Below are 25,974 nucleotides of genomic sequence, written 5' to 3'. Positions count from 1 at the left end.
TTACAACCAATAGGTAATGTTGCGGCGCTGTCTTACAAAAGCGACCAAGGAAATGACGGTGCAGACGGCAACCACCGTCAAAGATGCTGCCCAATTTACCGCCGTGGGCATGTTACCCAATAGGGGGGCTCGGATCAGCTCAATGAGGTGGTAAATTGGATTGGCCTCCGCCAGCCAAGTGGCTGAACCAATGTCGGCTTTCCGCCAGAACACGGGCGTCATGATCATCAACATGCCCACGACGCTGTTCAAGAGCGGGCCGACGTCGCGATAGCGTGCGCCTAGGATCGACAGGAAGAAAGACCAACTGACACAGGCAAGGCTGACAACAATCAGTCCGGGGATTGCCATAAAGGCCACCATGCCCGGCCAAGTTCCCACGAAGGCAAGTGCTGCCAGATAGACAACAAAATTATGGCCAAGCGTCAGAACTTGCCCCAAGACAACTCGGAATATCTGAAGCGAGATTGGTAAGTCATAAGAAGTGATAAATCCTGCTGTTCGCGGAAAAATACCTGGTGCTTCACACAAAGATGACGCGATGAATGCCCAAACGGTTAAGCCTGCAGCCACATACAAAAACGCTTCCGCCAAAGGCTGTTTGAGGACGGCCGAGGACCAATAAGCATAGCCAGCAACAAAAAACGCATGGGCAATGGTCACCCAGAACGGACCTAAAACTGTGCGACGATAGCGTGCTTGCAGATCATCGGTGGCCAATACGCCCCATGCCCGCCAATTTAAGGCACCCTCGCGGATATCATTCAGTGCTTCGTTCATCATAACTCTTTTTGCTGGCCCTTCTGTGTACTACGACCATCAGATCTAACTTATCTGACTGCCCCCCACCACCCTAGACCGCCGTATCTTCCGGTCTTCTAACTGCGTTGGTCATAGACCTCAACCCCGGGGCTCACCATCCGCACTTGCTCAAAAAATCGATCTCACAATGGCATCTTATGGCCTGTGTTTGCGGATGCATATTCGCACGTCAAGAGTCTTTTTACACCGTCTATCAGCGGAATTTTAGGAGTCCAACCTGTTGTATTTAAGAAAGAACTTGAGTCTAACATTTTATAATGCGTGCCTTGGAAGCTTCCTTCAGGCGAGGAAATGGGGACGTCCCACGCCAACGCCTTAAGGATGGCTTCGGCGCTTTGCTTAACGGTGACAGGCGTATTGGCTGCTACATTAAGGACCTGGTTTTCGAAAGCTGAGTCGGCCGCCAGAATCGCCTCGATCTGGTCGTCGACATAGAGCACCTCACGGACAGTTTCGTGATTGCCCCAGACTGTGAATTTCGGCAAATTCTGCGCCTTTTCTCTCACGGCGCGCTCGATCATTGCCCCCATAAAATGGCTTCGATCCTCAGCCTTATTGTCATGGGGACCAAACATGGTTGCCAAGACGCAGTGAAGCCATTTCAACCCATATTGTTGCCCATAGGCTTGGCTTCCGGTCGCGATGGTAAGCTTACCGTGAGCATATCCGTAGACGGAGGGATGGGCACCGCCACCACCAAACATGGATTCGTTAAGCGGGCTATCGCTTTCTGGATAAGTGCACGAAGAACCCATCGAAATCATTTTGGCCTGTGGCTGGCTTTGTTGCCATGCTTCAAGAATATTCAGGTGCAGGAGCGTGTTGATGCGCATCAACTCTGCCTGCAATTTGAATTGCGAGGGACCGGTCCGCTGCCGCGTCACTGTGTGGAAGATTTTCTCCACTTTCGGGACGGCTGCAAACGCTGCCTCGGCAACGCCAGGCAGACTCAGGTCACCCTTATCACGGCCAATACGAAACACGGCCACATTGCGTGCCTCTAAATGGGTGACAAGATTCCGACCTAAGAATCCGTCCGAACCGACAACGAGCGCGGTGCTAAACACGAAAATTCTCGCGGTACCAAGCAATTGTCGGGGCCATACCCACTTCTAGGGAACTAAATTCCATGCCAAAATCCTTCATAATACGAAGATTGGTAGACTTCCGAATTGTTGGTCCAAACGCGCCTGGAGCCCCTGATTCAATCGGCTTTTCTATTTGCGCGACCTTCATGATTCTTTGGGCCAAATTGAGTAAAGTCGTCGTTCCGCCACTGCATAGATTATAATAATCGGTGCGGCCGCGCTCTGCCAAACTTCTGTCAAACGCCTCCACCACATCTCCAACATAAACAAAGTCACGTTCTACGGCTGGATCACCGCGGATCGGGAAAACAGGGTTATCATCCAGCGCTTTCATCACAAAGGCTGGTGCAACATGGGCCCGATTCGGATCCACGCTATCAAATGGGCCATATGGGTTTGAAAACCTGAAGCCAAGTGTATGGAGTCCATATTGCTTTTCATACCAGTAAGACATGATCTCGGCGGTGCGCTTGGACCAAGCATAGAAACCCTCACCAGCATGGGGTGCCGCATTCAGGTCTATCGGATTCGCATCATCCATAATGGGGAGGTGTGCGGGGTAAACCGCAACTGAACTCGCCATTCTGAGTTCAGCTAAGCCCCGCTCCGCGCAGAACTGATAGACCTTGTTATTGAGGGCGACATTTTGGACAAAAATGTCGCTTTGCTTAAGCTCAAACCGCGATGAGTCATAGCGATATGCCGCAACATGAACGGCAATCGTTTTGACGGGATCAAAGTTGAGGTCGCGCAGCCGATCTATTGAGAAAGTCTGCGCTGCACCTTCAACAGCCTGGCCCGTTTGGTTGACCGCAATAACCGTCTTATCCTCGTCTCGCCAGCGCTGGACTAGGTTTCGGCCAATAAATCCCGATGCACCAAACAGGATGATTTGCATATTAGGCTTCGATGTTTGCGATGTCGTTTGCCGAATAGACCCGCAACTTTGGAACTGGCACGATGAACTCGCCACCCGATCTCAAATAGTCGGCCTCTTTGATGAGAAACTCGTCGATGAAGTTCCACGACAGCACAAGGTAAGCGTCTGGGCGAGGGACTTGTGCCTCATCAACGATTGGAATGCGTACACCAGGGATCATTTTCCCAAACTTCAGCGGAGATTTTTCAACCGCCAAACTCACCAAGTCAGAGCCGATCTTGAACGAGTTCAACAAGGTCGCACCCTTTGCTGGGGCACCATAGCAATAAACGGTCCGGCCTTCGGCTTTGTATTTTTTGAGTTCGTCAACGAGGTCATGATTCAGTTGCCAGACCATCTTGGCCCAGGCTTGGTAGGTTTCGATTTTACCGAGGCCTTTGGCGGTTTCGTCGGCGGCAAGTTCGTTGACGCTGTTGGAAATTTGGCGAGCACCGATATGGCCCACATGGGCCTCTAAAGAGCCACCGTGAATCGGAACGACCTTGACGTCGAACACTTCAAGGCCATGTTGATTCAGTAGGAAATTCAGAGATTTAAGTGTGTAGTAGCACAAGTGCTCGTGGTAGACTTGGTCGAACGCGATGTTTTCAATCATACCGCCCAGATAAATGGCCTGGACGCAAAACACGCCATCATCATTCAGCAGATTCTTGATGCCCCTACACACACTGTGGAGTTCTTCCAAATGGAAGAAGACGCCCGCTGCGGTGATCAGCTGGGCCTTCCCATGCTGAGCCACAATTTCGGCGGCAGTTTCTTCGTTGAAGAACTTATTCCACGTGTTGATTCCGGCTTCATTGGCCAATTTAGCAACATTGGAAGCAGGTTCTACACCTAAAGTCTGCAAGCCATATGGCGCATATTGCTTAAGCCACGTGCCGTCATTCGAGCCTATGTCGACGACGAGTGCGCCCCTTGCCACACCATAGCGCTCAACCAATCTGGCAGAGGTTTCCGCAAAATGTGCTGGCAGTGTTTTGGTTGTGCCCGACACATAGGGGTAATCCGAAAACATGTTTTCTTTCGGAATTGTGTAATCGATCTGGACGCCGGAACAACTGCGGCAAAAGCCTACGCGGAGTGGAAAATGAGGTTCTTTCACGCTCTCAAGTTCTGGTGGGACCAGACGATTGCAATGCGGCTGGTCGCCAAGGTCGAGGAAGAGTTCGACTTCGTGTGCGCCACAAAACCGACATTTCATATCTAGTGTATCACCAATTTTCATACCCTAGTGTCCCTTTAAACACGGCCTCTCGCGTGACCGCTAGATTGCTTTATGGCTGGAAAGCGCTTCTTGAACGTTGCGGCTGAACCCAACCCGCCCCGCTGACTTTCGCTTAAACGTTCGCAAAATTCTGGACGCGCAGAATCTTGTATCCCTTGATCAATTCTTGAATACCCCGGTCGAGATCCCAATCCGGTGACCAGCCTGTTGCTTCAAGCTTGTCGTTAGAAACCAGGTAATTTCTCTTGTCTGGGTCTTTCCCATGTTCGCTTTCGAAAATTTCGAATTCAGGAACATGTTCTTTAATTTTCTCGCAGAGTTCGCGCTTGGTCAGGTTTGCGCTGGAAAGGCCCATATTATAGGCTTGACCACGCATGGCTTCATAATTGTTCATGCCATGAAGGAAACCTTTTGTTACATCGCGAATATGGATGTAATTGCGCCGGAAATGCCCTTCAAATAGAACGATTGAGCGATCGCGTACCGCCCGCAGGGTGAAGTCATTCACAAGTAGGTCGATGCGCATCTTGGGTGCGATGCCGAATACAGTCGCCAATCGGAACGTGATGCCGCGGCCGCTATCCAAAACAGCCTTTTCAGCGTCTACTTTGGTGGTGCCATAGAGCGAAATTGGATTGAGTGGGCTTTCTTCTGTGCAATAAGCATCATCTGCACCAATCCCATAGCCTGAGTTTGTTGTGGGATACAAAAACATCTGATCCTTGGACGTTACCTCAAGCAGGGTCCGCACAGCTTCCAAATTCAAGCTCGTCGCCCCAATCGGGTCTTGTTTGCAGATCGGCGCTCCTACGAGCGCTGCCAAAGGAATAATGACATCGTGCTTGGGTGCCAAATCTGCCAGCGTGGCGCGATCGCGGGCGTCGCCCTTCACTGGCTGGAAGCCTGCATACTGGCAACATTGGGTCAAGCTGTGGCCATGGCCATCGAAGCGATCCAAAACTGTAACCTCATGACCCTGTTCAAGCAAAGTTGGTGCAAGGATTGAACCGATATAGCCAGCGCCCCCGGTGATAAGTACCTTCATGATGTAAAAAGCTCCTTTGGGCGGCCACCAAAGCGCCGCGGACGTGATAGATTGACGGTTTCAGTTGTGCATTGCGGGAGGCTTTTGTGAGCCTGCAAATAGCTTGACTTCTGCCTCATTAGGTCGACTCTGTTGGCTCATCAATACAGTTGAGCCTTGCGTGTCGATTGAAATGGGAATGACTTGGAGTGGGGAAACGGCCTGAATGATGGCTTCGTGGCTCGACGGCGGCGCAACGACCAAGACAAAGCCACCCCCACCTGCGCCGCAGAGTTTCCCACCATAGGCTCCGGCTTGGCGTGCTTTGCTATAGATGTCATCAATCGCGTCGTTAGAGACCTTTGACGTCAAATTGCGCTTGATCAACCAGCTCTCATGGAGCATTTTGCCAAGTGTTTCGACCACTTGTGCGCCATGCTCCAGAATGGAGACACATTCGCCCACCATGTCGTAGAGTTCACGCAGGTCCTTATCAATGGCCTTCGATTTGGTCGCCTCCAATTGTGTCGCAACGATATCCGTGGCCCGACGCGAAATGTTGGTATAAATCAGCAACAAAGACGAGTTCAAAGTTTCCATCGTGTGGCTGGTTAGTTGGACTGGCGAAATACGGAATCTACCGCCGTCAAAGTCAAATCGGTTTAGGCCGCCAAAAGCGGCATGCAATTGATCCTGCACACCGACGTTTTCCTGCAGAACGTCGCGCTCAAACCGAATGGCCTCGCGTGCCAAATCAATTTTTGTTAGGTGGTGACCGCCCATCGAACGGATCAGGCTGACGAAGCCCACGGTAAAGGCTGATGAAGAGCCAAGCCCCCCGCCGCTCGATGGAAGATCAGACAAGATACTGATGTCCAGAGCCTCTTCGACACCGTAGTCCATAAGAACGGACCTAACAACTGGATGCTGAATACTATTGAGATTTTCGACCAACTCGAGCTTGGAGTAGGCGATACGATATCTATGTTCCAGCGGTGTTTGAAGCCTCGTCGCCGCGATAAAGATATGCTTATCGATCGCCATTCCGACAACACCACCGGGGTTATTCCTAAAGTAATCTGGGTAATCCGTACCGCCACCAAAAAGGCTCACCCGTAATGGTGTTCGTGTCATGTAGGGCATTGTTTATTCCTATAATCTTCGAAGGACGGTCGTTGCCGATGGCGAAGTGGTCCCAATAGCCACATCCTCTGCCAAAATCCAGCGCCTGAAGTCGGGTTGTTGGGGATGAGTCGCAGCGATTGGCTGCCCAGCAACATTTAAGTCTATTTATACAATATTGAGACTGAAACTTGAATAGTGGCGGCGCAGCGCCGCCGAGCATAATAGGGTGCCACTTCCAAGACACCCCGGCCACTGGCCGGAAGTTGATAAAGGCTCGATAGAACATCGAACACATTCGGAGTCCAAATTAGGGTTGTGAACTGGACTGGACTTGCCCCGAGAAACTGGAAAGCGGTTTCTTACGAGAATGCTAATGAACGTCTCCATGACAGAAAGAACCAAGGGTGGCGATGCGCGGTTAGATCGTCGATGCCACGCTGGTACCTGCACCCAAGCAGCGCAATGCCGAGGAAGAGAAGGCCGCCATCAAGGCAGGCAAGTCGGCCAAGCAGAATTGCCGCGACAAACCCAACAAGGCGTACCAGAAGGATGTCGATGTGTGCTGGACCCTTAAGATCGGGGGCAAGATCCGCTATCGCCCTGACGCCACGCCGCTGCCGCAGATTGCAACGCCGGTGTTCGGCTACAAGTCGCATATCAGCATCGATCGGCGGTTCGGGATCATCCGCAAGGCGATGGTGACCTCGGCAGCCGATGGCGGCGGTCGCCAGTTGCGGCGGGTAATCGACTCCGCCAACACCGCCGGCGATGTCTGGGCAGGCAGCGCCTATTGCAGCAGCAAGAACGAGGCATGGCTTAAGGCCAATATGCTCAAAAGCCGCGTCCATCGCAGGAAGCCCAAGGGTAAGCCGATGCCCGAGCATATGGCGCGCGCCAATGCCGCAAAGTCCGCGATCCGCGCCAGGGTCGAACATGTCTTCGCGCATCAGAAGAACCGCTACGGGCTCTTCATCCAGACTATCGGCTTTGCACGCGCCCAGGCCAAACTCACGCTGGCCAGTTTGACCTATAACTTTGATCGCCTGATCTTCCACCAAGGGCGCGCAGCAATGGGATGGGTGCGCCTGAAATCTGCAGAACGCACTCAAAAGACAACAAACATAAACGAAAAACCGTCAATCTGACCCTTCAAGTCGTAACGCTCGAGCCAATCCCCGCAGCCCGACCAATTACTTCGTCAAAACGATGGTTGTTGCGGGTGTCCAGCTTTGGGTGTGGGGCCATCCAAGCGTGGGAAGTGGGTTTGGGCGGAACAGGAGGCTGATTTCCTGTCAGGGCCACATCCTGACACGGCCAAGGAACTGGCCCGGCTTCGCAAAGAAGATGAGATATTGCCTCAAGAGCGCGACTTTCCAAAAAAGCGGCCGCCTCTTCCGCGAGGGACACCATGAGAGGAAGTTCAGGATCATTGAAGCGGAAAAGGCCTACATGACGATCAAGCGGTCTTGTGCGTTATTAGAGGTCAGTGAGAGCGGGTTTTATGCGTAACAAGGTCGTGAACCTTGCCAGCGGTAACACCATGACATGGTGGTGTTGGCCCATATCAGATCCTAGGTCTTCACCATCCATGAAACCTATGAAAGCCCAAGCATGACCGATCAGATCAAAGAAGCCGGCAGGCGGCACTGTGTTGCTCGATTGATATGCCACAACTGCCTAAGAGCCTTTCAAAATCGGCGCTTTAAGGAAGCAACTGATAGCGCGCATGGCGGGTCACAAGCGCTGCGATACGCGGTGGTCTTCGCGCGTGGGGGCCTTCATCGCATCCTACTTCGAACGTTCGATCATGCTAAAATTCTAACATCTGAGCAAGGACGGCGATCCATGTACTCCGCCACCGAAAGCAGGCTGCGTGGGTGCATCAAAACGCTCCGTCCAATGCCTTGAATGAAGCAGGCCAAGGCCTTAGAAGCAAGGGGTTTTTGCGGGTGTCCAGCTCATCACCTTGCCCAGCCTAAATCGCCCATATTAACCCTACGCTGCATGGACAGCCTAAGCGAGAACAACTGCTTTCTTTTGATAAACTAGGCCATCGCTCACTAACCAAAAAGTATTATCAAGGGATTTGATTTTTCGAGTTATCAATTGGCCCTAATCACCAATCCACGAAATCTCACCTCCGATACCTAAATTTGAAAATGGAAGATCAGAGCTAATCGCCGTGAATGTGCTTGGGCCACGCCCGATAAATATTTCTAATCTAAACCGCTTTGCAGTATTGCTCATTCCAGCCGTCGCTTTTGGTTTGAGTATTTTGTGCGAAAATCATCTCTCGAACCTAAATTCTCAATTTTGGCTATTCCTTCTTGGCTACTCCTTAAATGCTCGATCCGAAATACCTAACATCAGTCCCACATGATTACCGATTAACTATGAGCATAAATTATGCACCTCTTGGTATGAGCCATCACGGTAGGTACCAATAAGTTGTAAAGATAGCGGATGCGACAATTCTTGCGCCACCACAATTCTGTCACTCAAGTTTGGAACCGCGGATTAATTCGTTAGCGTCAGATGTCTTTCCCAGGCCAAAGCTGCAGCCACAATATCATCTAGGCTCTCGAACTTTGGTTTCCAGGGCAGAAGCGATTTAAGATGAGCCGAATTGGCGACAAGGCAGGGGGCGTCTCCGGCTCTGCGCGGCGACATGATCGCCTTGATCGGGTGGTTCAGCTGCTTTTCGAGCGAGGCCAGCACCTCTTTGACCGATGCACCCTTACCATAGCCGCAATTGGCTGTGACATTGGCTCCGCCGCTTAGAAGGTGTTGCGCCAACAAGACATGGGCATCAGCCAGATCGCTGACATGAATATAGTCGCGGATGCATGTGCCATCAGGTGTTGGATAATCTGCTCCGAATACCTCCATCTGGTCACGCTGCCCGGTTGCAACTTGGCAGGCGACTTTGATTAGATGGGTCGCATTTGGTGTGCTCTGTCCGGTACGACCCTTCGGGTCGGCCCCCGCCACGTTGAAGTAGCGCAGCACGCCATAGGATAGGCCGTGTGCTGCCGACATGTCGGCCAGCATGGTTTCGGTCATCAGTTTGGACTGCCCATATGGGCTCAATGGGGCCTTGGTGGCATCTTCGCGCAAAGGCTCAAACTGGCCTGGCGCATAGACTGCTGCTGTTGAGGAAAAGATGAAGGCTTTGGTGCCCGCCTTCACGGCTTCCTGGATGAGCCCAAGGCTTTTGACAGTGTTGTTGTGATAATAGAGGCCGGGATTGACAACGGATTCGGGCACCACGATCGATCCGGCAAAATGCATGATGGCGTCGATCTTGTGATCTCTCAGTAGGCTGCCAAAACGGGCAGTGTCGGCAATATCCATTTCAACCAATGTCGCGGCAGGGGGAACATTGCGAGCCACACCAGTCGATAAATTATCCACCACCACAAGCTCATGGCCATGATCGACACAGGCCCAAGCGGCGTGGCTGCCAATGTATCCGGCACCTCCGGTGATTAAAATATTGGCCATCTGCGCGACTCCTCACCTTGGCTGTCTGGCTATAGACCGCTGCGGCCTGACGCGGCAATCCTGCCTTAGGTGGAGAGGGCGGGCCAACCAATCGTGATGAACCGATCGCCCATTCGCGTCTGACCGGCCGCATTGGGGTGCAGATTATCGGGCATATCGGCAACATCTTCTGCCCCAAACAGAGCCAACCCATCAAGATAGGTAAGCTGTGTGTCGCCCCCATTTTGGCGGCGGGCCACCAGATCGGCAATGATGCTGCGGCCTTGCATCAGGGACAGCGCGCCATCGGCAGCACCCAGTGGGCGATCTGCGGCGGCATAGGTCGCCAGATTGTCCCGCACCAGCGGCCCCGGCCGGTCTTCAATCAGCGGGCAATAGATGGGCGAGATGACAAGGATTGGCACCTCTGGCTGGGCTTCGCGCAAGATATCGAGAAAATTGTGCAGCGCGCTGGCAAAGACGCGTCGGCGCATAGTGTCTGCCCCAATGATATTGATGCCCACTTCCAGGCTGATGGCGTCAAATTTCCCGTCGCGTAGCGCGCGGGCGACAAAGCCGTCGAGGTGACATTGCCCTGCGAGGCCCAGATTGGTGAGGTCGCAGCCCAAGGCGCGTGCCGCCACCGCGGGCCAAGTGGTTGAGGGACCGCTTGCCTCCATGCCGTGGCTGATCGAACTGCCATAATGAGCCCAGCGCAATCTGCCTTCGTAAGGTGTTGGGCCGAATGTTGCGGTCTCTGGGACGTAAAGCCCCAGGATTTCAAGTTGCGCAGTTTGGGGTAACCACAGCTCCACCACCTTCATGTGCGCACCCAGTCCGGTGAAGTGGATTTGAGAGGCTTTACCAGCCTCAAAGCGCGGGCCGGTAGGCTTCACCACAATGGTATGGCCGGCAAGGAGGGTGCCTTGCTGGTTCAAAATGCCATCAAGATATAGATCGAAGGTAACGGGCCGTCGTGGCGTTCCAGCCAATTGCAAGCCGGTTTCCAGCACATCAAGGGTGAAGGTGTCTGCGTCTGTGACAAAGCACAAACGCACCCCGCTGGTCATGCCGGCCATGAGATCAACAGTTGGATCAGGCGATTGAGCTTGTGTCCAAATTGGCAGCCGCCATGTTTTCAAGCTGGTCGGTGACTGCGCGACCGCCAGCGCGCCGCGAATGACAAGGGCTGGATCATTCAGGGCGATGGCGCGCATGATGGTGGCCTCTTCATATCCTCATTACAGTGGGCCCAAAACGGCCTTGATGTCGAACATGGCGTCCTTGAGAGCGGCCCGAGCTTCTTCGACAGCCCGACACAAATCGGCCTCGCGCACGCGGGCTGCTTCCAATTCAGCTGGGTCAGCATCTGGACGGCTTGTCGAATGGGCTTCGCGCACTCCTGCGGCATGCCCCTCAAGATAACCAGCCTTATGATGGCTATCTGCCAGTCGCTGGACTGAGGCTTCAAGCGCAGTCTCCAGCCGCGATAGCGCACCATTAAATCGGGCCAAGGTCTCATCCAATCCGGGTGGCTTTGCAATGCTCATGACAAATCTCTTATCGCAGTCCTGCCAAAACCCAAAATCTGAGCCTAGCAAACACTGCCATTGGGTGGACGATTCGAGCAAGGATGGCTATAGGCACCGTTCAAACGGCAGGGTGGAGCAACACCCGTCCGCCGCCAGCAAAACAGGCCAAAACTGGCGCTGATTTTGTAGTTTTACTACGGAGATAGATATGAGCGTGCGCGTCGCGATCAATGGGTTTGGCCGGATTGGCCGTCTGGTTCTGCGTTCCATCATCGAGCATGGACGGGACGATATTGAAGTGGTTGCGATCAATGATCTGGGCCCCGCTGCGACCAATGCACATCTGCTCAAATATGATTCCGTTCATGGCCGTTTCCCCGCCAGCGTCAGCGTGGAAGGCGATACTATTGTCGTCAATGGCAAGCCGATCAAAGTCACGGCTCTGCGTGATCCTGCCGCCCTTCCTTGGGGCGAAAACAAAGTCGACATCGCGATGGAATGCACGGGCCTGTTCACGGCCCGCGACAAGGCCACCGCGCATCTGACCGCCGGAGCAAAGCGTGTTCTGATCTCGGCTCCCGGCGAACAGGCTGACAAGACCGTGGTTTATGGCGTGAACCACCAGTCGTTGACCAAGGATGATGTTATTGTCTCCAACGCGTCTTGCACGACCAATTGCCTCGCACCGGTTGCTAAAGTGCTGCAGGACGCAGTGGGAATCGACAAGGGCTTTATGACCACGATCCATTCCTACACGGGAGATCAGCCAACCTTAGACACCATGCACAAGGACTTGTACCGCGCGCGGGCCGCCGCTTTGTCGATGATCCCAACGTCGACCGGCGCAGCGAAGGCCGTCGGCCTTGTCTTGCCCGAATTGGCTGGTCGCCTTGATGGTGTTGCCATCCGCGTGCCAACACCAAACGTGTCGTGCGTTGATCTCAAATTTGTCGCCAAGCGCGCAACCTCGATTGAGGAAGTCAATGCCGCGATCAAGGCAGCTGCCGATGGCCCGCTGAAAGGTGTGCTCGGCTATACGGCAGATCCCAATGTGTCGATCGACTTTAACCACAACAGCCATTCCTCGACCTTTGCCCTTGATCAAACCAAAGTGATGGATGGAACGCTGGTGCGTATCCTGTCTTGGTACGACAATGAATGGGGCTTCTCGACGCGCATGAGCGATACCGCCATCGCGATGGCCAAGCTGATCTGAGGGTGTCGGACGCAGCCCGACATCTGTTGGGCTGCTATAAGTGGACGTGTCATGAGTTTTTCTTCGCTGAAGACTGCGGCCTTGGCGGGCAAACGCGCCTTTGTCCGAGTGGATTTCAATGTGCCGGTGCAAGATGGCGTCATCACAGATGACACCCGCTTGCGTGCGGCGATACCAACGATTGAGCTTTTGGTGTCGAACGGCGCGAAAGTGATTCTTGCCGCCCATTTCGACCGTCCGAAGGGCAAGGTCGTTCCGGCCATGTCACTGGCGCGCGTGGCTCCCGCCTTGTCTGCTTTATTGGGTAAGCCGGTTGGTTTTGCTGCAGATTGTGTAGGGCCTGTTGCTGAAACAGCCGTCGCAGCTTTGCAGGATGGCGACATCCTGCTTTTGGAAAACACCCGCTTCCATCCCGGTGAAGAGGCCAATGATCCTGAGTTGGCCAAGGGATTTGCCAAGTTGGCGGACCTTTATGTCAATGACGCTTTTTCTGCGGCCCACCGCGCTCACGCATCAACTGAGGGTATTGCCCACCTCCTGCCGAGTTATCCGGGTTTGTCGATGGCCCATGAACTGGATTATCTCGATAAAGCGCTGGGCAATCCAACGCACCCAGTGATGGCGGTAGTTGGTGGGGCCAAGGTCTCCAGCAAGATTGATTTGTTGAAGAACCTCGTCGGTCGGGTGGACATGCTGGCTGTAGGCGGGGGCATGGCCAATACGTTTTTAGCCGCGCGCGGGGCTCATGTTGGCAAGTCTCTGTGTGAACATGACCTATTGGACATTGCCCGAGCCATTTTGGCGGAGGCTGAGGCCAATGCGTGCCAAATTCTGCTGCCGACCGATGTGGTTGTCGCTGAAGCCTTTGCGGCCCATGCCCCGCATCGGACCTGTGAGATCGCCGATATCAAAGATCATGAGATGATCCTCGATGCCGGGCCGAAGTCGGTTGCCGCTCTGGCTGCGGCTTTGGAGACTGCCAAGACATTGGTTTGGAATGGTCCGTTAGGCGCGTTTGAATTGTCACCTTTTGATGTGGGCACGATGGAAGCGGCCCGCACCGCGGCCGGTCTGGCCCGATCGGGCCGCCTGATCGCGGTTGCAGGTGGCGGCGACACGGTGTCGGCACTCAATCAAGCCAGGGTTGCCGGGGATTTCACCTTCGTGTCGACAGCCGGCGGCGCATTTTTGGAATGGATGGAAGGCAAGGCTTTGCCGGGCGTAGAAGCGCTCAAGACCCAAAACTAAGTTTGTTTGTCAAAAAGGGGAACGCGATGAATCTCGATCAACTGGTTGAAACCGCCAAAGCGATGGTCGCGCCTGGAAAAGGCATTCTGGCGGCCGACGAAAGCACCGCCACCATTCGCTCGCGCTTTGATGCGATCGGGGTTGAATCCACCCCAGACACGCGTCGGGATTATCGCGAATTGCTGTTTCGCTCGGAAAAAGCCATGCAGGATCACATTTCTGGTGTGATCCTCTATGATGAAACCATTCGCCAGTTTGCCCGTGACGGTTCGCGTCTTGTGGAGATCATCAAGTCACACGGCTCGATCCCCGGCATCAAAGTGGATATGGGGCCGCGCGAAATGCCTTTCTTCCCCGGTGAACGTGTCACCGACGGCCTCGATAATCTGCGCGACCGTCTGCGCGATTATTATGTTCACGGAGCCCGCTTTGCCAAATGGCGCGCCGTGATTGACATTGATGCGCGTCGGCCCAGTGCTGGCTCGGTCAAGGCCAATGCCCATGCGCTCGCCCGTTATGCAGCCATGTGTCAGGAAGAAAACATCGTTCCGATTGTCGAGCCTGAAGTGTTGATGGATCTCGACCACGACATTAATCGCTGCTTTGAGGTCACTGAATATGTGCTGAAAATGACCTTCCAAGCCCTCTATGAGATGCGGGTGCAATTGGAAGGCATCGTGTTGAAGCCAAATATGGTGATTGCAGGTCGCAAGTGCAAAACGCAGGCAAGTGTTGATGAGGTCGCCGAGAAAACGGTGCAGTGCCTGAAGAACACCGTACCGTCGACTGTGACTGGCATCGCCTTTTTGTCTGGCGGGCAGTCCGACGTTGCCGCTACCGCCCACCTCAACGCGATGAATGCGATGCATGCTCTGCCCTGGAACCTCACCTTCTCTTATGGTCGGGCCTTACAGGCCGCCCCGCAAAAGGCGTGGGCCGGCAAGGATGAGAATATTCCTGCAGCTCAGGCAGCCTTCTATAAGCGCGCCCATATGAATGGGTTGGCCTCGTTGGGGCAGTGGAAGGAAGAGCTGGAGGCTTAAGTCACAAGCCTCCAATCCCCTTAGCCCGCCAGGCTGGCGATCCATCGCGCGGTGGCCAGCCAAGCGGGGCTGGTCGAGACCGGCACGCACAAGACTTGCACAGCAATGATGGCAAGTGCCCCATAGAGGGTGACCGGGTGGAAGCGGCCGGTGGTTCTGCGATCATAGACCAGCATGGCGACCAGAATGAGGTCAATGACGATCGCCGGTGGCAGGGTGACAAAGACGGGTGGTGGACCCACTGCACCCGGTGGTGTCATCAAAACGGCAAAGGGTCGCGCCATCGGGGCTTGCAGCAGGGGCACAAAAGACAAAGTCATCAGGCGGCTGTGCCAATCGGTCCGATGGATATTCATGATCGCCAACGCCACAAAGCCCACAATCAAGGCTATGCCTGAGAAGGTGACGATTGAGAAAGCCGCCGCCTGGGTCTCAAACCCGGTTAGCGCACCCTGTTTGATGGTATTGATGGCTGCCAGCACAACCGAAATGGACAAAGCCGTCATAAGTGAGACGCCAGCAATCCCCCAATTACGATGCTGGGCAATGCTGCGCTGGGCAACAAACTGGACTTGCATGGCGTAGAATAAGACCCAGCCGAACAAGAGCATGCCATGGATGTGCAGGATTGGTTTGCCGGCAAAACTGCCATCCAGCAGTTTCAGCCAATAGGTCGGAATAAACCCACCAAAAGCGATGGCCACAAAAATCCAGGCCATGATCTGGTAAAATCTCTTTGGCTGTTGAGCCATATCCACTGTTGTCATCTTCGTCCCCCCTCCAATCGCCATGGCTCCTAGGTGGTGCCAATGGCCTGCCGCCAAGCCTCAATCGAGGACGTGGCTTGATAATCGCGCTGCATCTCATCGGTGAGAATTTCGATCATGGTCTGGTTTTCAATCCAGAACTCGATGACATCGAACAGCCCTCCGCGTGAACAGCGTACGGCGCGCCAGCCCTCGCGCTTGGCCAAGCCTTCAATCTCGGCCTGGTTGCGATGACACCTGATGGCCAGATGGGTTGGGCCATGGCTGGGTGGCACATCCAGCATGCGGGTTTCAAACATCGCCTCACCCGGCCCCGGCACCAATGCGCAAGCCTTAGGATACACTTCGATGCCAGAGCCTATACTGTCCCCGGCCATGGCAATCCACGCGCCGGGCACCGGCGCAAAGGGCAGGGCCTCCCCGTCCCATAGCTCGCTCAACACGCGGGCAACATGCTCTGGGGCATGGGCGGAAATCGAGGCGTGCAAGATCATCACGAAAGCTCCTACAAGCGGCCCTGCCGGGCGGCGTCAAAAATGGCACGGATAGCGCGTTGGGCGATCTGGCCCGATTGATCCCCAGCCAAGTCCCAATAGTCACGCATGGTCAGCCATGCGGTGGCCGACTGAAGCAATTGCACGGACGCGCAGACCGTTTGGATCGTGTCGTCATCAACATCAGGCCCAAGCTCGCCCACAACGGCGCGGCGAATGGCGGCTTTGCGGTCGGCGTTGCGCGCCAAGGTCATGGCCCGCCCCTGCGGGGATAAAACCGCTCCGCGCATGACTTCGGCCTCGGAGTCAAACGTCGGGAAGGCGCGCAGGGGAAAGGTTTGCAACGCCTCAAATGTATCTGGAAACTGGTCCTGCTCGAGCTTGGCCTTATGGGCCCGCCACCAGCCGTCTAGCAGGGCATCCTTATTGGGGAAGTGGCGATAGACCGTGCGTTCCCCCAAGCCAGCTTTTTCGGCGACTTGGGCAAAGGTCAATTCGGTCAGCTCAACATTTTCAAGACACTGACCAACAGCCTCCACAATCAGCTCTGCGGTCGCATTGCGCTGGCGGTCACGGTGGGTTTTCGGTGCCGGATGACTCATGACAGTTATACTGTCATGATGACAGTATAACTGTCAATCAGAAACTGTCGGTTCAGCGATCTTGCAGAAGTCGGTCGATATAGTCGCGTTCTTGCGGGCTGCGATCAGGCTCTGCTTGGCGGCGACGCAATTCATCGCGGACGTCACGTGCGCGTCGCTTTTCCACCCCATCAGGAACCTTGGTTGCCTTGCCATCATCCCGTTGCGGCAGTGGGCGGCCTATTGGGTCTTCATCTTGCCCGGTACCGGCTTGACTTTGAGGGGCACTGGCAGCGGCCTGTCGCAAAGCCTGCAAGGCACGGGTTTGCGCCTCTTGGGCCTCTTCCGGCCGTCCCTCCCGCAGGGCGCGGGCTGCCTCGCGCATGGCTTGTGCGGCTTGTTGCCGGTTCTGCCCTTCGGCTTCCCCGCTCGCAGGTTCCCCCTCGAGTAAATCCGCCAGACCATCTTGTCGGTTGGCCAAATCTTCTCTGTTGCGATCTGTGTTGGACGAAGGCGGGCTATTGGCCAAATCGCCTGTCTCATCCGACAGGGCCCGTTGCTCCTGCATGAGGCGGTCCAGACCGCTGCCTTGACCGGAGCCGTCAGCCTGGCTGCCAGCGCTGGGCGATCCAGGTTGCAGGTTCTCCAGCAATTGATCGAGCTGGTCTAATTGGGTCAGGGCATCCTGGCGCTGACCTCCCGAACCCGATTCTTCCAATTGTTTGAGCTGATCCTCCAGATCACCGGCAGTGATGGAGGGACCGGAAGGGTCGCTCCCGCCGCCCTGTCCAGAGGCCCCTTGCTCGGCAAGTTCTTGCAGGCGTTCCCCTACGGCTTCGCGCAACTCTTGGGTTAATTGCTGGATCTCTTCCGGCGACGCACCTTGTTCCAAGGCCTGCTTGAGGGCATCGCGCGCCGCGGCAATTTTCTCTTGAGCCGGAGTTTGGCTGCTGGCTTCGATCTGAACCGCCATCTGCCACAGGATCGGCGCCACGCCATGGGCGTCCTCGACAGTGCGCGCAAGACTAAGCAATTGCACGGCATAATGCAGGCTAAGCTGACCAAGGTCGCTTAAGCCCATCTGTGCCATCGTCTGGGACACAGCTGTGAGTTTGGCACGTGCTTCGGCAATACCTGGCGGCGCGCCGATACTCGGCTCGGTGAGGTCAAGCCTGATTGGGCCCAAGCTTGCCACATCAATGGCTACGGGTCCGGTATCCTGTGGTGCAAACAGCGTGGCAAAGCGGGGTAGTGGCCGGCGGAAGGGGCGCGCCTCGCGCAGGATCAAGAGCCGGATCTCCTGCAAGGCAGCGGCCAGCGGATTTGTCCAATTGCGCTGCGGCAGGATCAATTTCTGGGGCTGCGACAGACTGGCCTGGTCAGCCCCGTCACGCACACCAACCTCGACAGTCACGTCAAGTCCAGTGAGGGGATGATCGGCCACATCAACAAAGACCCGGCGTGCGCCATCCGCATCGGCACCAGTTTCCAAAGCAATGGGGGTTTCAAATACCTCATGTCCGCGCAAGCCCTCCGGTACACGGACAGGTCGTATCCGCACAAAGGCATCGCTCAATCCATAATCATCACTGGCTTGAAACGCGATGTCGAGCCGCCCGCGGGGGTCAATCCTGACTGGTTGGGTCAAGGTCAAAACTGGCTTCTGATCAATCAGCGCCTCAACCTGCCAGTGCGCCCGTGTGCCCAATCGGTCCAGCGTCAAACTGCCCGACTTGCTGATGGTGATGCTACCTTGCCAGCTCCCACCTTCAAGCCGGGACAAACGGGCCGCGCCGGACGGGCCTTTGAGAATTGGTGCACCGCGTGGTCCATCCACGCGGGCAGTGACGCGAGAGCCAGCTGGCAGCTTGACGTCTGGCTGCAGACGGTCAAGTCGAATGAGCGGCAGGCCAGTATAAGCAGGTGGTTCGGCCCACACTTCGACCACAAGATCCGCGTCGCCGACCAAGGGGGAGAGATCAAAGCTAAGTGCTCGACCCGCCGCTTCTGGACGCGCCAAACACAGGACCAAGGCGGCGGCTAAGGCCAAGGCCTTGACACCATCATGCCAAAATAAAGGCGGCTTGACCGGGGTGGATAGTTTGCCGGCAGCCTCAATCAGCTGTCGTTGGTGCCAAGACCAAAGGGCATCGTCCCCGCTGATACGCCGATCATCCCGACCAGTGAGGGGGGCAAGCTCTTCCAGCCCTGCAGCCCGTTCAAGGGCCAGACCGGCGGCATGTTCGTCCATCGGATGAAAGTGCTGCCAAGCCCGCCAGAACGCGACCAAACTTGCGATCCAAGCCAGCCCAGCACATGCAGAAACCATGGCGGCTGGCCAATTCTGCGTTAGCCAACCTGTTGCCCCCATAGCTGTGAGAATGAAAAGGGGGAGCCACAAGCTGCGTAAGCCCAACACAAGCGCATGACGACGTATCGTCTGGCGCAGCGCGCGGCGGGTTGCAGGCGGTGGCGTTGTTGGAGCGAGCACGACTTTGGTCTAGCACAAGCCCGTCAGTTTTGTGAATCCAACCTCGGTTGGACTTTCATGGTTTCGAGCCGGTCGGTGCAGGACGGGTGGCTTGGGTTTCAAGGAGAGCCAGCAAGCGGTCTGCATCGGGTGAGGAGCCTTGCGCTACCCGTGCCCATTGTATCGCCAGCTCGAGGTTCTGCGGTGTACCTTCGCCGCGTGCATTGACCAAGGCCCAATAGAAGGCCCCGTCCTTATCGCCACCGTCGGCGGCGGTTTTGAACCATTGGGCAGCAGCCTTCAGATCGCGGGCGACGCCCCGGCCCTGATACAGCATTAAGCCATAATCGGCGGCGGCATCTGCCCGCCCCGCTTGGGCGGCCTGCCTTAAAAAGCCAATTGCCTTCAAAGGGTCATCGGTGGGATCAGGGTCGCCGTCCGCATAAAGAATGGCGGCTGCATAAGCGGCCTCAGCATCGCCGCTCGCTGCAGCTTGCGCATACAGATTTGCCGCCCTGCTACGGTCGCGCGGACCGGCAAGCCCGGATAGAAACAAGTCTCCCAGCGGGGCTAAGGCATCTCGACGGCCCGCCGCGACCGCGCGCTGCAACATGGTCATGGCTTCGCCGGGGCTGGCCCCGCCCTTGCTGGCGACACCCAGTCGGGCCAGGCCCAACATCGCGTCGCTATTGCCCCCTAAAACGCCTCGGCGATACCAGCGCACGGCAGCCTCGGGAGAGGGTGTTCCCGTCAGGCCTTGTTCATGGATGGATCCTGCCAGTGCAGCCGCCCGCGGATTGCCGCGCGATGCCAGATTTTCGGCTTGTCCCAATGCCTCCCGATAATTGCCAGCCCGCAGGGTTGCCAAAGCCGCGTCGAGCGCACGCTGATCGGCATCGGCCTGGGCAGCAGCCGGGCTGAGCTGTGGTGCCGGCTGCGCCCAAATTCCGCTGGGTGCCATCAGCCCCAATGCCAAGGCCGACATGATGGGGATTAAGCGCATGTGTCAAACAACTCCTTGAAGGCGGCACTTGCAGCTGCCGGTCCCTCTGGCCAGGCCCAGATACCAGCAGACACTGCCAAGAAATCTGCCCCGGCTTTGACCAGATCAGCGCCATTATTGGGGGTGATGCCACCTATGGCCACGCAGGGAATTTCCATCATTTCCTGCCACCATGACAATATGTCGAGATTGGCGCGGGTTGGGGCCACTTTTGTGGCGGTATCGAAAAAGGCACCAAAGGCGACATAATCGGCACCGGCTTCAGCGGCTTCCATCGCCAGATGGCGGCTATCATGGCACGTCACCCCGACAATGCCATCCGGTCCAACAGCCTTGCGTGCTGCGGCCACCGTCCCATCACTTTGCCCGATATGGACACCGTCGGCCTTCGCCTGTCGGGCAAGATCTGGCCGATCATTAATCAGGCAAGCCACGCCTTGGGCTTGCGCTCGCGGGAATAAGAGGCCAGCCGCCGCCAAAACATCGCCATCACTGGCTTCCTTGAGACGTAATTGCAGGCATGCCACATCCCCAGCAGCGATGACCGCGTCCAGATCGCGGGCAAAGGCCTCAACCTCATCCAGACGCGGCGGGCTGATCACATAAAGACGGGCTTTTGGACGATCCGACACCAATTCAAAACTCCAATCAGGGGCGTTCACCAGAACAGAGAGTGGACAAGTGCCAACATTGTGAGGTGCATAACCCAGTAGAAATCGGCACAAGTCGCGCCTTCCACGATTTCAGAGATGTCTATGACCCAAGCCACGCCTCCCGCCAAGCCCACAACCGACAACCAGCGCGGCGTCCTGGCCTGGATTGAACGGGTCGGCAATCTTTTGCCTGATCCAGTGATGATCTTTGTCTGGCTGATCGGCTTTCTCATGCTGTTGTCTGTTATCGGCGCGGGCTTGGGCTGGCAGGCGTCCTTGCCCTTCACCGGCGACAAGCCTCCGGCTGGGGGTGTATTGAAAGACGGGGTCCTGACATTTGAAGCGACCAGTCTGTTCACAGAGGACAATCTCAAAAAGCTATTTGTCGACATGCCCCGGACATTGACGGGCTTTGCCCCGCTGGGAACCGTGTTGGTTGTCATGCTGGGCGCGGCGGTGGCCGAACGCGCGGGCCTTTTCAGCGCCCTGATCCGCAACAGCCTGACCGGTCTGCCTCGTCATCTTTTGACGCCCGTGGTTTGCATTATCGGAATGATGAGCCACCATGCGTCGGACGCGGGCTATGTTGTCTTCATTCCGCTGGCCGGATTGGTTTATGCGGCAGCAGGTCGGCACCCGCTTGTCGGGATTGGGGCAGCCTTTGCTGCTGTCTCGGGCGGTTTTGCTGGCAATATCACACCCGGGCAGCTTGATGTGCTCTTGTTTGGCTTCACCCAGGAGGCTGCCCGCATTATCGATCCGACCTGGACGATGAATCCATTGGGCAATTGGTGGTTCATTTTAGCGATTGTGGTGGTATTCACCCCGATCATTTGGTTCATCACCGATCGGGTGCTAGAACCGCGTCTAGGCCCTTGGGGCGGAGAACCCGACGCCGATCTGAAGGCGGAGCTGGCCAAATCAGAAGTCACCAAGGATGAAAAGCGCGGCCTGGGATTGGCTGGTTTGTCGGCCTTGGTGATCATCGCTCTGTTCACGGCTTTGTCGCTCTGGCCCGGCTTTACCCCACTCATTGACGAAAGCCAGAAGGGAACCGCGCAATTGCAACCCTTCTATCAAAGTCTGATTGCAGCTTTTTCGCTGATGTTCCTGGCAGCTGGCATTAGCTATGGGATCGCGGTCAAATCGATCAAGACCTCAACAGACGTTGTCACCATGATGGCCGATGGCATAAGGTCGCTTGCCCCATACATTGTGTTCGCCTTTTTTGCAGCCCATTTCATCGCCATGTTCAATTGGTCGAACTTGGGCCCGATTGCAGCCATTAATGGGGCTGAAGCGCTTAAGGCCCTCAGTCTGCCTGCGCCCTTCTTGTTGGTTTGTGTGCAAGTTTTTTCATCCATTCTCGATCTCTTCATCGGATCGGCATCAGCCAAATGGAGTGCGATGGCCCCTGTTGTCGTGCCGATGTTCATGCTGTTGGGGATCTCGCCGGAAATGACCACAGCGGCCTATCGTATGGGCGATAGCTATACCAATATCGCCACCCCGCTCATGTCCTATTTCCCGCTGGTCTTGGCCTTCTGCCGCCGCTGGGACAAGAATGTCGGCGTCGGCACATTATTGGCCATGATGCTGCCCTTCGCCTTTGGCTTCCTGATTGCCGGAACGACCATGACCGCAGCTTGGGTCTATTTCGACTGGCCATTGGGGCCGGGTGCGCAAGTGACCTATGCGCTGCCGGGAAGCCAATAAGCTGGGCGATCAGCCCCGCTGGAAGGGATAAAAGTCGGTTCCCAGCTTCATGATGCGGGTGAGTTCATCCAGTGCTGCACGGCTTTCCAGCATCAAAGCAGGATCGGCCAAATCATCGGGGCCGAGCGTCTCACGATAATGGCGACTGACCCAGTCAGTGAGATCGCGATAGAGGTCCGCGTCCAAGATGGCCCGCGCCCCCAGTGCATGCAATTGATCCTCATTCATCACCACGCGCAGGCGCAGGCAGGCCGGTCCGCCGCCATTGCGCATGGATTGGCGCACATCGACAAACTGGACCCGCCCGATCGGCCCATTACGCGCGACAAGCTTGTCAAGATAATGCCGGGTTGGTTCATTCTCGCGGCATTCTTCTGGCGCAATCAACACCAAGCGGTCTTCCCCGGGCATGCTCAGCAATTGGGTATTGAACAAATAGGACTTGATTGCATCAGCAAGTGGCACCTCGGCGGCAGGCACCTCAACAATTGCCAGCTCCAACAGGCCGTCACAGGCCTGTTTGATTGCCTCATAGGCCTCTGCTTGATTCTCGAATGCCAATTCATGACAGAACAGCACATTCAGGCTGGCAACCGCGACCACATCATTATGGAAGGCTCCGGCCTCGATGGCCGTCCGGCTTTGCTGCAGGTGCAGCACGCGGGCCTCTGCCAATCCGTGGCGGCGGGCGATGGCTTGACCAGTCTGCAGGGTTTGACGGGCAGGAAAGCGAGTCTCTTGCTGGCCGAAGCCGTCGCGACCCCAGACAAAAATTTCCACCCCGGCTGCGCCATGGCTGGCGCACAAGCGCATGTGATTGGCAGCCCCCTCATCGGCAAACAAAGGCTGATAGGGCAGGGGCTTATGGACAGCAAAGTGGACTGGATCGGCAAAAATCGCCCGCAGGCTCAATTCGGTTTGGCTGGCTTCTAATGCCCGATGTGGCATGGTCATCAGATTGGCTGGGCTGAGATGAAGCCGCCCATCAGCGCAATCGGCCGCGGGTGAGATGGTTGCCGCATTGGCCGCCCACATCTGGGCTGATGAGCTGACATTGCGCACCAGGGCTGGATCCGTTCGCCAAGCCTGGATCAGGACTTCAGCATCTGTTCCGGAAAAACCCAATGCGCGCAGCGTGGGCAGATGCGGGCGGTCGTGCGGGGGCAGGACGCCCTGAATCAGACCCGCTTCAGCCAGCCTCCGGGCCTTGGCCAAGCCCTGCAAAGCCGCCTCACGAGGGCGCGAGATGGCGCTGGCATTGGCCGCCGAGGCCAGATTGCCCGTGCTCAAACCGCCATAATTGTGGGTTGGCCCCACCAGACCATCGAAATTTGCTTCAAACGCCACGCCTCGCCCCTCCGGTCATTGATCGCTGGGCTATAGACATAGGATTCTCTGTCAAGACCTGTTTGCGGCGGGCAGCGGTTCTGGCAACCGGCTTGAAAACACAAATAGCCACGCGCCAATCGCCAATTGGCTCAGGAGGGTTATGGCAAAGGCCAGAGGGCTGGCCGGAGCCATATGCGGCCAGCCAAGATTGAGACAGCTGCTGATGAGCACGACCACCCCTCCAGAAAGTGCAATAAGGGACAGGATGCGTGGCAAGCTGGCCGCTTTGAACAGCAGCCAGAAGCCGATCACGTTTGCTATGGCCATGGCGATGGCCGCCAGATCAAAACCAGCATTGGCAATCCCCCTCAAAATCTGATGCAAGGCCAGTGCCCCGTTGGGACCTAAAGGATTGGCTTGGATATGGTTGTCGACCAAGGCAAATCGGATCGCCCAAGCCGAGCTTGCCAGTACAGCTTCAAACAGTCGGCTGCACAGCACCACAAGTGCCAACATGCGATGGATGGGCGCAAGCAAGGCAAAAAAGCCAATTGCCAGCCCGATTGTGGCCAGACTGGATGCACTATAGCTGAGCAGACCAAGCCGATAGAGCGTTTCGGCCTCGGCAATGGCTTGGCTGGTTGCGGCGAAGTCATTTGGGTGCACAAACCGACTGGTGATTTGAAAGCCCACCATATGGGTCAAGGTCACGATCAGTAAGAGGAGGCCTGTCAGGCGGCCAGCGGTCCAGAAGGAAGTCTTGGTGGGCATGGTGGACCTCGCAGCAGAGTAGGTTAGGTCAAAAAAAGGGCCACCGACCTCTGGTCGATGGCCCTGTCGATCGGTCTGCACCTTGTCGCGTTACAGCGCGCGGCGGCGGCGGATCTCGCTGGCGGCATAAATGAAGCCTGCTGCCAGTACCAAGCCTGCCCAGAAGCCAGGTTGACCCAGATTGGCTGCCAGATGGGCCAGCATGGCGTCGACTTGGATGGTCGGGATATGGTCCTGGCTTTTCTCGACTACGCCGGTCATTTCGTGGAACATGGGCTCACCGATCAGACGGCCAGCAGGTTCCCACAAGGCGCTGAGGATCGGATCATGCTCGTTACCTCGGAAGCTGATGGCCATATAGACGAGCGGGACAACAAACAAAGGGGCAAAGGCGGCGATGAAGGGTGCCTTGGGTGCCCAAGCACTCACCAGGCTGACCCAGCCATAGACTGGCAAAGCCCAGCCGATATAGATGAGCAGAGCTACGGCCATCACCACCCACAGCTTGACGCCGTTGAGATAGACCGTGCTCGCACTGACCCCAGTGATGCCGACATTGCCCAAAGTCATGACCGCGATGGTTGTCATGGCGACATTGAGCACGATGGTCACCGCCAGGGCAAAGAACAGCCCAATTCCGACAATGGAGACCAATTTTGCTGCGGCGGTTTCCAGGTCGCTCACCGGCATGGATTTCCAGAACAGGATGCTGCGATCTTTGCGCTCGTCGTGCAAAGCTCCGGCCAGCACAAACAAGATGGCAATGCCTGCAATCCCCAGTGGCAACAAGGATGCCGCGGCGGTGCCGACCGGTAGGACGGTTTCGATCGTCGCTTTGGCTTTGGCGTCCATGGTTTCGTCCAAAGTCTTGGTTTCCCCGTTTGGACGTGTGATGGTGACTTTGCCATCGGGACCGCGGCGAACTGCGACTGCCTCGCTCCCTGTGTCGATATAGGCCTTGCCTTCTACGGCTGCACCATTACGGCCGTTGGCAAAGTCTTCGGGATCAAAGCCGAAGCGGGCATTGCCGGTCAGGCTTGCAAATAGGGTCACCACCAGCATGATTGCTGCGATAACGATGGGCGTGGTGATCAGCGCACCGCGATTATCGGCCAAATCCCGCCGAATGAGGGTCAAAAACTTGTTCATGAGAACACTCCCGCAGGAAGGGTAAAGTTGATCACGGCTGTCTGTACATTCAGACCGCTTGCTGGGTCGAAGGACCATTCAACCCCGCCGACGCCCATCAGCATGAAACCGACGAGGGCGAGAGCCATGCCAGAAACACGGGCGAGCTTCACCACGGTGTCAGCTGCGCCGGCCGGGCCCTTTTTCTGGGTGGACTTGGCCTCAGAGCGCGCCGTTTTGTTGGGGAAAGCCTGACCTTCGGTCGCGGCAGGCCGCTGGGTCAGTGTGAAAAGTAGACCAGTAATCATACCACCCT

24 protein-coding genes are annotated in these 25,974 nt (G+C 56.2%); 5 read left to right on the top strand and 19 right to left on the bottom strand.

All coding sequences use genetic code 11. The annotated features are described in order from the left end of the window. The 6 genes from PbB2_RS01540 to PbB2_RS01515 all read right to left on the bottom strand — a co-directional run bounded on the left by PbB2_RS01540 (position 1) and on the right by PbB2_RS01515 (position 6,242). Positions 1 to 780, bottom strand: coding sequence for an ABC transporter permease (locus tag PbB2_RS01540; protein ID WP_192576102.1), 780 nt, complete (start codon positions 778 to 780; stop codon positions 1 to 3). 164 nt (positions 781 to 944) lie between these two features. Continuing rightward, the gene (locus PbB2_RS01535; RefSeq protein ID WP_238164799.1) at positions 945 to 1,889 is read right to left on the bottom strand and encodes an NAD-dependent epimerase/dehydratase family protein; all 945 of its coding nucleotides are present in this window, start codon (positions 1,887 to 1,889) and stop codon (positions 945 to 947) included. Continuing rightward, positions 1,882 to 2,808: an NAD-dependent epimerase/dehydratase family protein gene (locus PbB2_RS01530; protein WP_108983518.1), complete on the bottom strand. Its 927-nt coding sequence runs from the start codon at positions 2,806 to 2,808 to the stop codon at positions 1,882 to 1,884. The genes PbB2_RS01535 and PbB2_RS01530 overlap by 8 nt, the downstream gene beginning before the upstream one ends. Position 2,809: 1 nt before the next feature. Then, positions 2,810 to 4,075: a class I SAM-dependent methyltransferase gene (locus PbB2_RS01525; RefSeq protein WP_238164798.1), complete on the bottom strand. Its 1,266-nt coding sequence runs from the start codon at positions 4,073 to 4,075 to the stop codon at positions 2,810 to 2,812. Between the two features lie 112 nt (positions 4,076 to 4,187). Further along, positions 4,188 to 5,120, bottom strand: a complete 933-nt coding sequence (locus PbB2_RS01520) for an NAD-dependent epimerase/dehydratase family protein (protein WP_108983516.1) — start codon at positions 5,118 to 5,120, stop codon at positions 4,188 to 4,190. Positions 5,121 to 5,180: 60 nt separating this feature from the next. Beyond that, complete coding sequence (locus PbB2_RS01515; protein WP_108983515.1) at positions 5,181 to 6,242, bottom strand: GHMP family kinase ATP-binding protein; 1,062 nt, start codon at positions 6,240 to 6,242, stop codon at positions 5,181 to 5,183. 617 nt (positions 6,243 to 6,859) lie between these two features. Between PbB2_RS01515 and PbB2_RS01510 the strand changes: the two genes are divergently transcribed. Next, the gene (locus PbB2_RS01510) at positions 6,860 to 7,369 is read left to right on the top strand and encodes a transposase (RefSeq protein WP_338140621.1); all 510 of its coding nucleotides are present in this window, start codon (positions 6,860 to 6,862) and stop codon (positions 7,367 to 7,369) included. Positions 7,370 to 8,741: 1,372 nt separating this feature from the next. Here the strand turns inward: PbB2_RS01510 and galE are convergent. From galE to PbB2_RS01490, 3 genes are all read right to left on the bottom strand, one after another. Further along, positions 8,742 to 9,728 carry a UDP-glucose 4-epimerase GalE gene (gene galE / locus PbB2_RS01500; RefSeq protein WP_108983512.1) on the bottom strand — a complete coding sequence of 329 codons (987 nt, stop codon included), beginning with the start codon at positions 9,726 to 9,728 and terminating at the stop codon, positions 8,742 to 8,744. Between the two features lie 65 nt (positions 9,729 to 9,793). Then, positions 9,794 to 10,924: a GDSL-type esterase/lipase family protein gene (locus PbB2_RS01495; RefSeq protein WP_108983511.1), complete on the bottom strand. Its 1,131-nt coding sequence runs from the start codon at positions 10,922 to 10,924 to the stop codon at positions 9,794 to 9,796. Between the two features lie 24 nt (positions 10,925 to 10,948). After that, positions 10,949 to 11,257, bottom strand: coding sequence for a hypothetical protein (locus PbB2_RS01490; RefSeq protein WP_108983510.1), 309 nt, complete (start codon positions 11,255 to 11,257; stop codon positions 10,949 to 10,951). Positions 11,258 to 11,447: 190 nt separating this feature from the next. Here PbB2_RS01490 and gap point away from each other — a divergent pair, with 190 nt between their 5' ends. Genes gap through PbB2_RS01475 form a run of 3 tightly spaced genes read left to right on the top strand, consistent with a single transcriptional unit; the run spans position 11,448 to position 14,746 of the window. Beyond that, positions 11,448 to 12,455: a type I glyceraldehyde-3-phosphate dehydrogenase gene (gene gap / locus PbB2_RS01485; RefSeq protein ID WP_108983509.1), complete on the top strand. Its 1,008-nt coding sequence runs from the start codon at positions 11,448 to 11,450 to the stop codon at positions 12,453 to 12,455. A gap of 51 nt (positions 12,456 to 12,506) precedes the next feature. After that, positions 12,507 to 13,703, top strand: coding sequence for a phosphoglycerate kinase (locus PbB2_RS01480; protein ID WP_108983508.1), 1,197 nt, complete (start codon positions 12,507 to 12,509; stop codon positions 13,701 to 13,703). Positions 13,704 to 13,729: 26 nt separating this feature from the next. Further along, on the top strand, positions 13,730 to 14,746 hold the full coding sequence (locus PbB2_RS01475) for a class I fructose-bisphosphate aldolase (protein ID WP_108983507.1): 1,017 nt from the start codon (positions 13,730 to 13,732) through the stop codon (positions 14,744 to 14,746). A gap of 20 nt (positions 14,747 to 14,766) precedes the next feature. On the opposite strand, the gene PbB2_RS01470 is transcribed toward PbB2_RS01475, so the two are convergent. From PbB2_RS01470 to thiE, 6 genes are all read right to left on the bottom strand, one after another. Beyond that, positions 14,767 to 15,465 carry a hypothetical protein gene (locus PbB2_RS01470; protein ID WP_133245673.1) on the bottom strand — a complete coding sequence of 233 codons (699 nt, stop codon included), beginning with the start codon at positions 15,463 to 15,465 and terminating at the stop codon, positions 14,767 to 14,769. A 77-nt stretch (positions 15,466 to 15,542) separates the two neighbouring features. After that, on the bottom strand, positions 15,543 to 16,010 hold the full coding sequence (locus tag PbB2_RS01465) for a hypothetical protein (RefSeq protein WP_305790424.1): 468 nt from the start codon (positions 16,008 to 16,010) through the stop codon (positions 15,543 to 15,545). 8 nt (positions 16,011 to 16,018) lie between these two features. Further along, complete coding sequence (locus PbB2_RS01460) at positions 16,019 to 16,609, bottom strand: TetR/AcrR family transcriptional regulator (RefSeq protein ID WP_108983504.1); 591 nt, start codon at positions 16,607 to 16,609, stop codon at positions 16,019 to 16,021. Between the two features lie 52 nt (positions 16,610 to 16,661). Then, positions 16,662 to 19,079, bottom strand: coding sequence for a DUF4175 family protein (locus tag PbB2_RS01455; protein WP_133245672.1), 2,418 nt, complete (start codon positions 19,077 to 19,079; stop codon positions 16,662 to 16,664). Between the two features lie 55 nt (positions 19,080 to 19,134). Then, complete coding sequence (locus PbB2_RS01450; protein WP_108983502.1) at positions 19,135 to 20,061, bottom strand: tetratricopeptide repeat protein; 927 nt, start codon at positions 20,059 to 20,061, stop codon at positions 19,135 to 19,137. Beyond that, entirely contained in the window at positions 20,052 to 20,723 is a 672-nt protein-coding gene (gene thiE / locus PbB2_RS01445) for a thiamine phosphate synthase (protein ID WP_238164797.1), read from the bottom strand. The genes PbB2_RS01450 and thiE overlap by 10 nt, the downstream gene beginning before the upstream one ends. A 93-nt stretch (positions 20,724 to 20,816) precedes the next feature. Between thiE and PbB2_RS01440 the strand changes: the two genes are divergently transcribed. Further along, positions 20,817 to 22,430, top strand: a complete 1,614-nt coding sequence (locus tag PbB2_RS01440; RefSeq protein ID WP_108983501.1) for an AbgT family transporter — start codon at positions 20,817 to 20,819, stop codon at positions 22,428 to 22,430. Between the two features lie 9 nt (positions 22,431 to 22,439). Here the strand turns inward: PbB2_RS01440 and astB are convergent, their stop codons facing one another. The 4 genes from astB to PbB2_RS01420 all read right to left on the bottom strand — a co-directional run bounded on the left by astB (position 22,440) and on the right by PbB2_RS01420 (position 25,966). Beyond that, entirely contained in the window at positions 22,440 to 23,777 is a 1,338-nt protein-coding gene (gene astB / locus PbB2_RS01435; RefSeq protein ID WP_108983500.1) for an N-succinylarginine dihydrolase, read from the bottom strand. Positions 23,778 to 23,828: 51 nt separating this feature from the next. Then, positions 23,829 to 24,530 carry a DUF4386 domain-containing protein gene (locus PbB2_RS01430; RefSeq protein ID WP_108983499.1) on the bottom strand — a complete coding sequence of 234 codons (702 nt, stop codon included), beginning with the start codon at positions 24,528 to 24,530 and terminating at the stop codon, positions 23,829 to 23,831. A gap of 90 nt (positions 24,531 to 24,620) precedes the next feature. Continuing rightward, positions 24,621 to 25,679 (bottom strand): hypothetical protein, encoded by a 1,059-nt coding sequence (locus PbB2_RS01425; RefSeq protein WP_108983498.1) that lies wholly within the window; start codon positions 25,677 to 25,679, stop codon positions 24,621 to 24,623. After that, positions 25,676 to 25,966, bottom strand: a complete 291-nt coding sequence (locus PbB2_RS01420; RefSeq protein WP_108983497.1) for a hypothetical protein — start codon at positions 25,964 to 25,966, stop codon at positions 25,676 to 25,678. Before PbB2_RS01420 ends, PbB2_RS01425 begins: the two co-directional genes overlap by 4 nt. Positions 25,967 to 25,974 lie beyond the last annotated feature (8 nt).

This window comes from Candidatus Phycosocius bacilliformis (assembly GCF_003112735.1).
In the GTDB taxonomy this organism is placed as follows: domain Bacteria; phylum Pseudomonadota; class Alphaproteobacteria; order Caulobacterales; family Aquidulcibacteraceae; genus Aquidulcibacter; species Aquidulcibacter bacilliformis.
Note: the sequence above shows the minus strand (reverse complement) of the source record. Positions and strands in the feature narration are given on the sequence as shown.

Bases quoted from the DNA above. Each gene is read 5' to 3' on its own strand.
- PbB2_RS01450 (WP_108983502.1), bottom strand. From the start codon at position 20,061: ATGCGCTTAATCCCCATCATGTCGGCCTTGGCATTGGGGCTGATGGCA.
- PbB2_RS01530 (WP_108983518.1), bottom strand. From the start codon at position 2,808: ATGCAAATCATCCTGTTTGGTGCATCGGGATTTATTGGCCGAAACCTA.
- PbB2_RS01540 (WP_192576102.1), bottom strand. From the start codon at position 780: ATGAACGAAGCACTGAATGATATCCGCGAGGGTGCCTTAAATTGGCGG.
- PbB2_RS01495 (WP_108983511.1), bottom strand. From the start codon at position 10,924: ATGCGCGCCATCGCCCTGAATGATCCAGCCCTTGTCATTCGCGGCGCG.
- PbB2_RS01440 (WP_108983501.1), top strand. From the start codon at position 20,817: ATGACCCAAGCCACGCCTCCCGCCAAGCCCACAACCGACAACCAGCGC.
- PbB2_RS01520 (WP_108983516.1), bottom strand. From the start codon at position 5,120: ATGAAGGTACTTATCACCGGGGGCGCTGGCTATATCGGTTCAATCCTT.
- PbB2_RS01480 (WP_108983508.1), top strand. From the start codon at position 12,507: ATGAGTTTTTCTTCGCTGAAGACTGCGGCCTTGGCGGGCAAACGCGCC.
- PbB2_RS01490 (WP_108983510.1), bottom strand. From the start codon at position 11,257: ATGAGCATTGCAAAGCCACCCGGATTGGATGAGACCTTGGCCCGATTT.
- PbB2_RS01515 (WP_108983515.1), bottom strand. From the start codon at position 6,242: ATGCCCTACATGACACGAACACCATTACGGGTGAGCCTTTTTGGTGGC.
- galE (WP_108983512.1), bottom strand. From the start codon at position 9,728: ATGGCCAATATTTTAATCACCGGAGGTGCCGGATACATTGGCAGCCAC.
- PbB2_RS01475 (WP_108983507.1), top strand. From the start codon at position 13,730: ATGAATCTCGATCAACTGGTTGAAACCGCCAAAGCGATGGTCGCGCCT.
- PbB2_RS01525 (WP_238164798.1), bottom strand. From the start codon at position 4,075: ATGAAAATTGGTGATACACTAGATATGAAATGTCGGTTTTGTGGCGCA.
- gap (WP_108983509.1), top strand. From the start codon at position 11,448: ATGAGCGTGCGCGTCGCGATCAATGGGTTTGGCCGGATTGGCCGTCTG.
- PbB2_RS01460 (WP_108983504.1), bottom strand. From the start codon at position 16,609: ATGAGTCATCCGGCACCGAAAACCCACCGTGACCGCCAGCGCAATGCG.
- PbB2_RS01430 (WP_108983499.1), bottom strand. From the start codon at position 24,530: ATGCCCACCAAGACTTCCTTCTGGACCGCTGGCCGCCTGACAGGCCTC.
- PbB2_RS01470 (WP_133245673.1), bottom strand. From the start codon at position 15,465: ATGGCCTGGATTTTTGTGGCCATCGCTTTTGGTGGGTTTATTCCGACC.
- PbB2_RS01425 (WP_108983498.1), bottom strand. From the start codon at position 25,679: ATGAACAAGTTTTTGACCCTCATTCGGCGGGATTTGGCCGATAATCGC.
- PbB2_RS01420 (WP_108983497.1), bottom strand. From the start codon at position 25,966: ATGATTACTGGTCTACTTTTCACACTGACCCAGCGGCCTGCCGCGACC.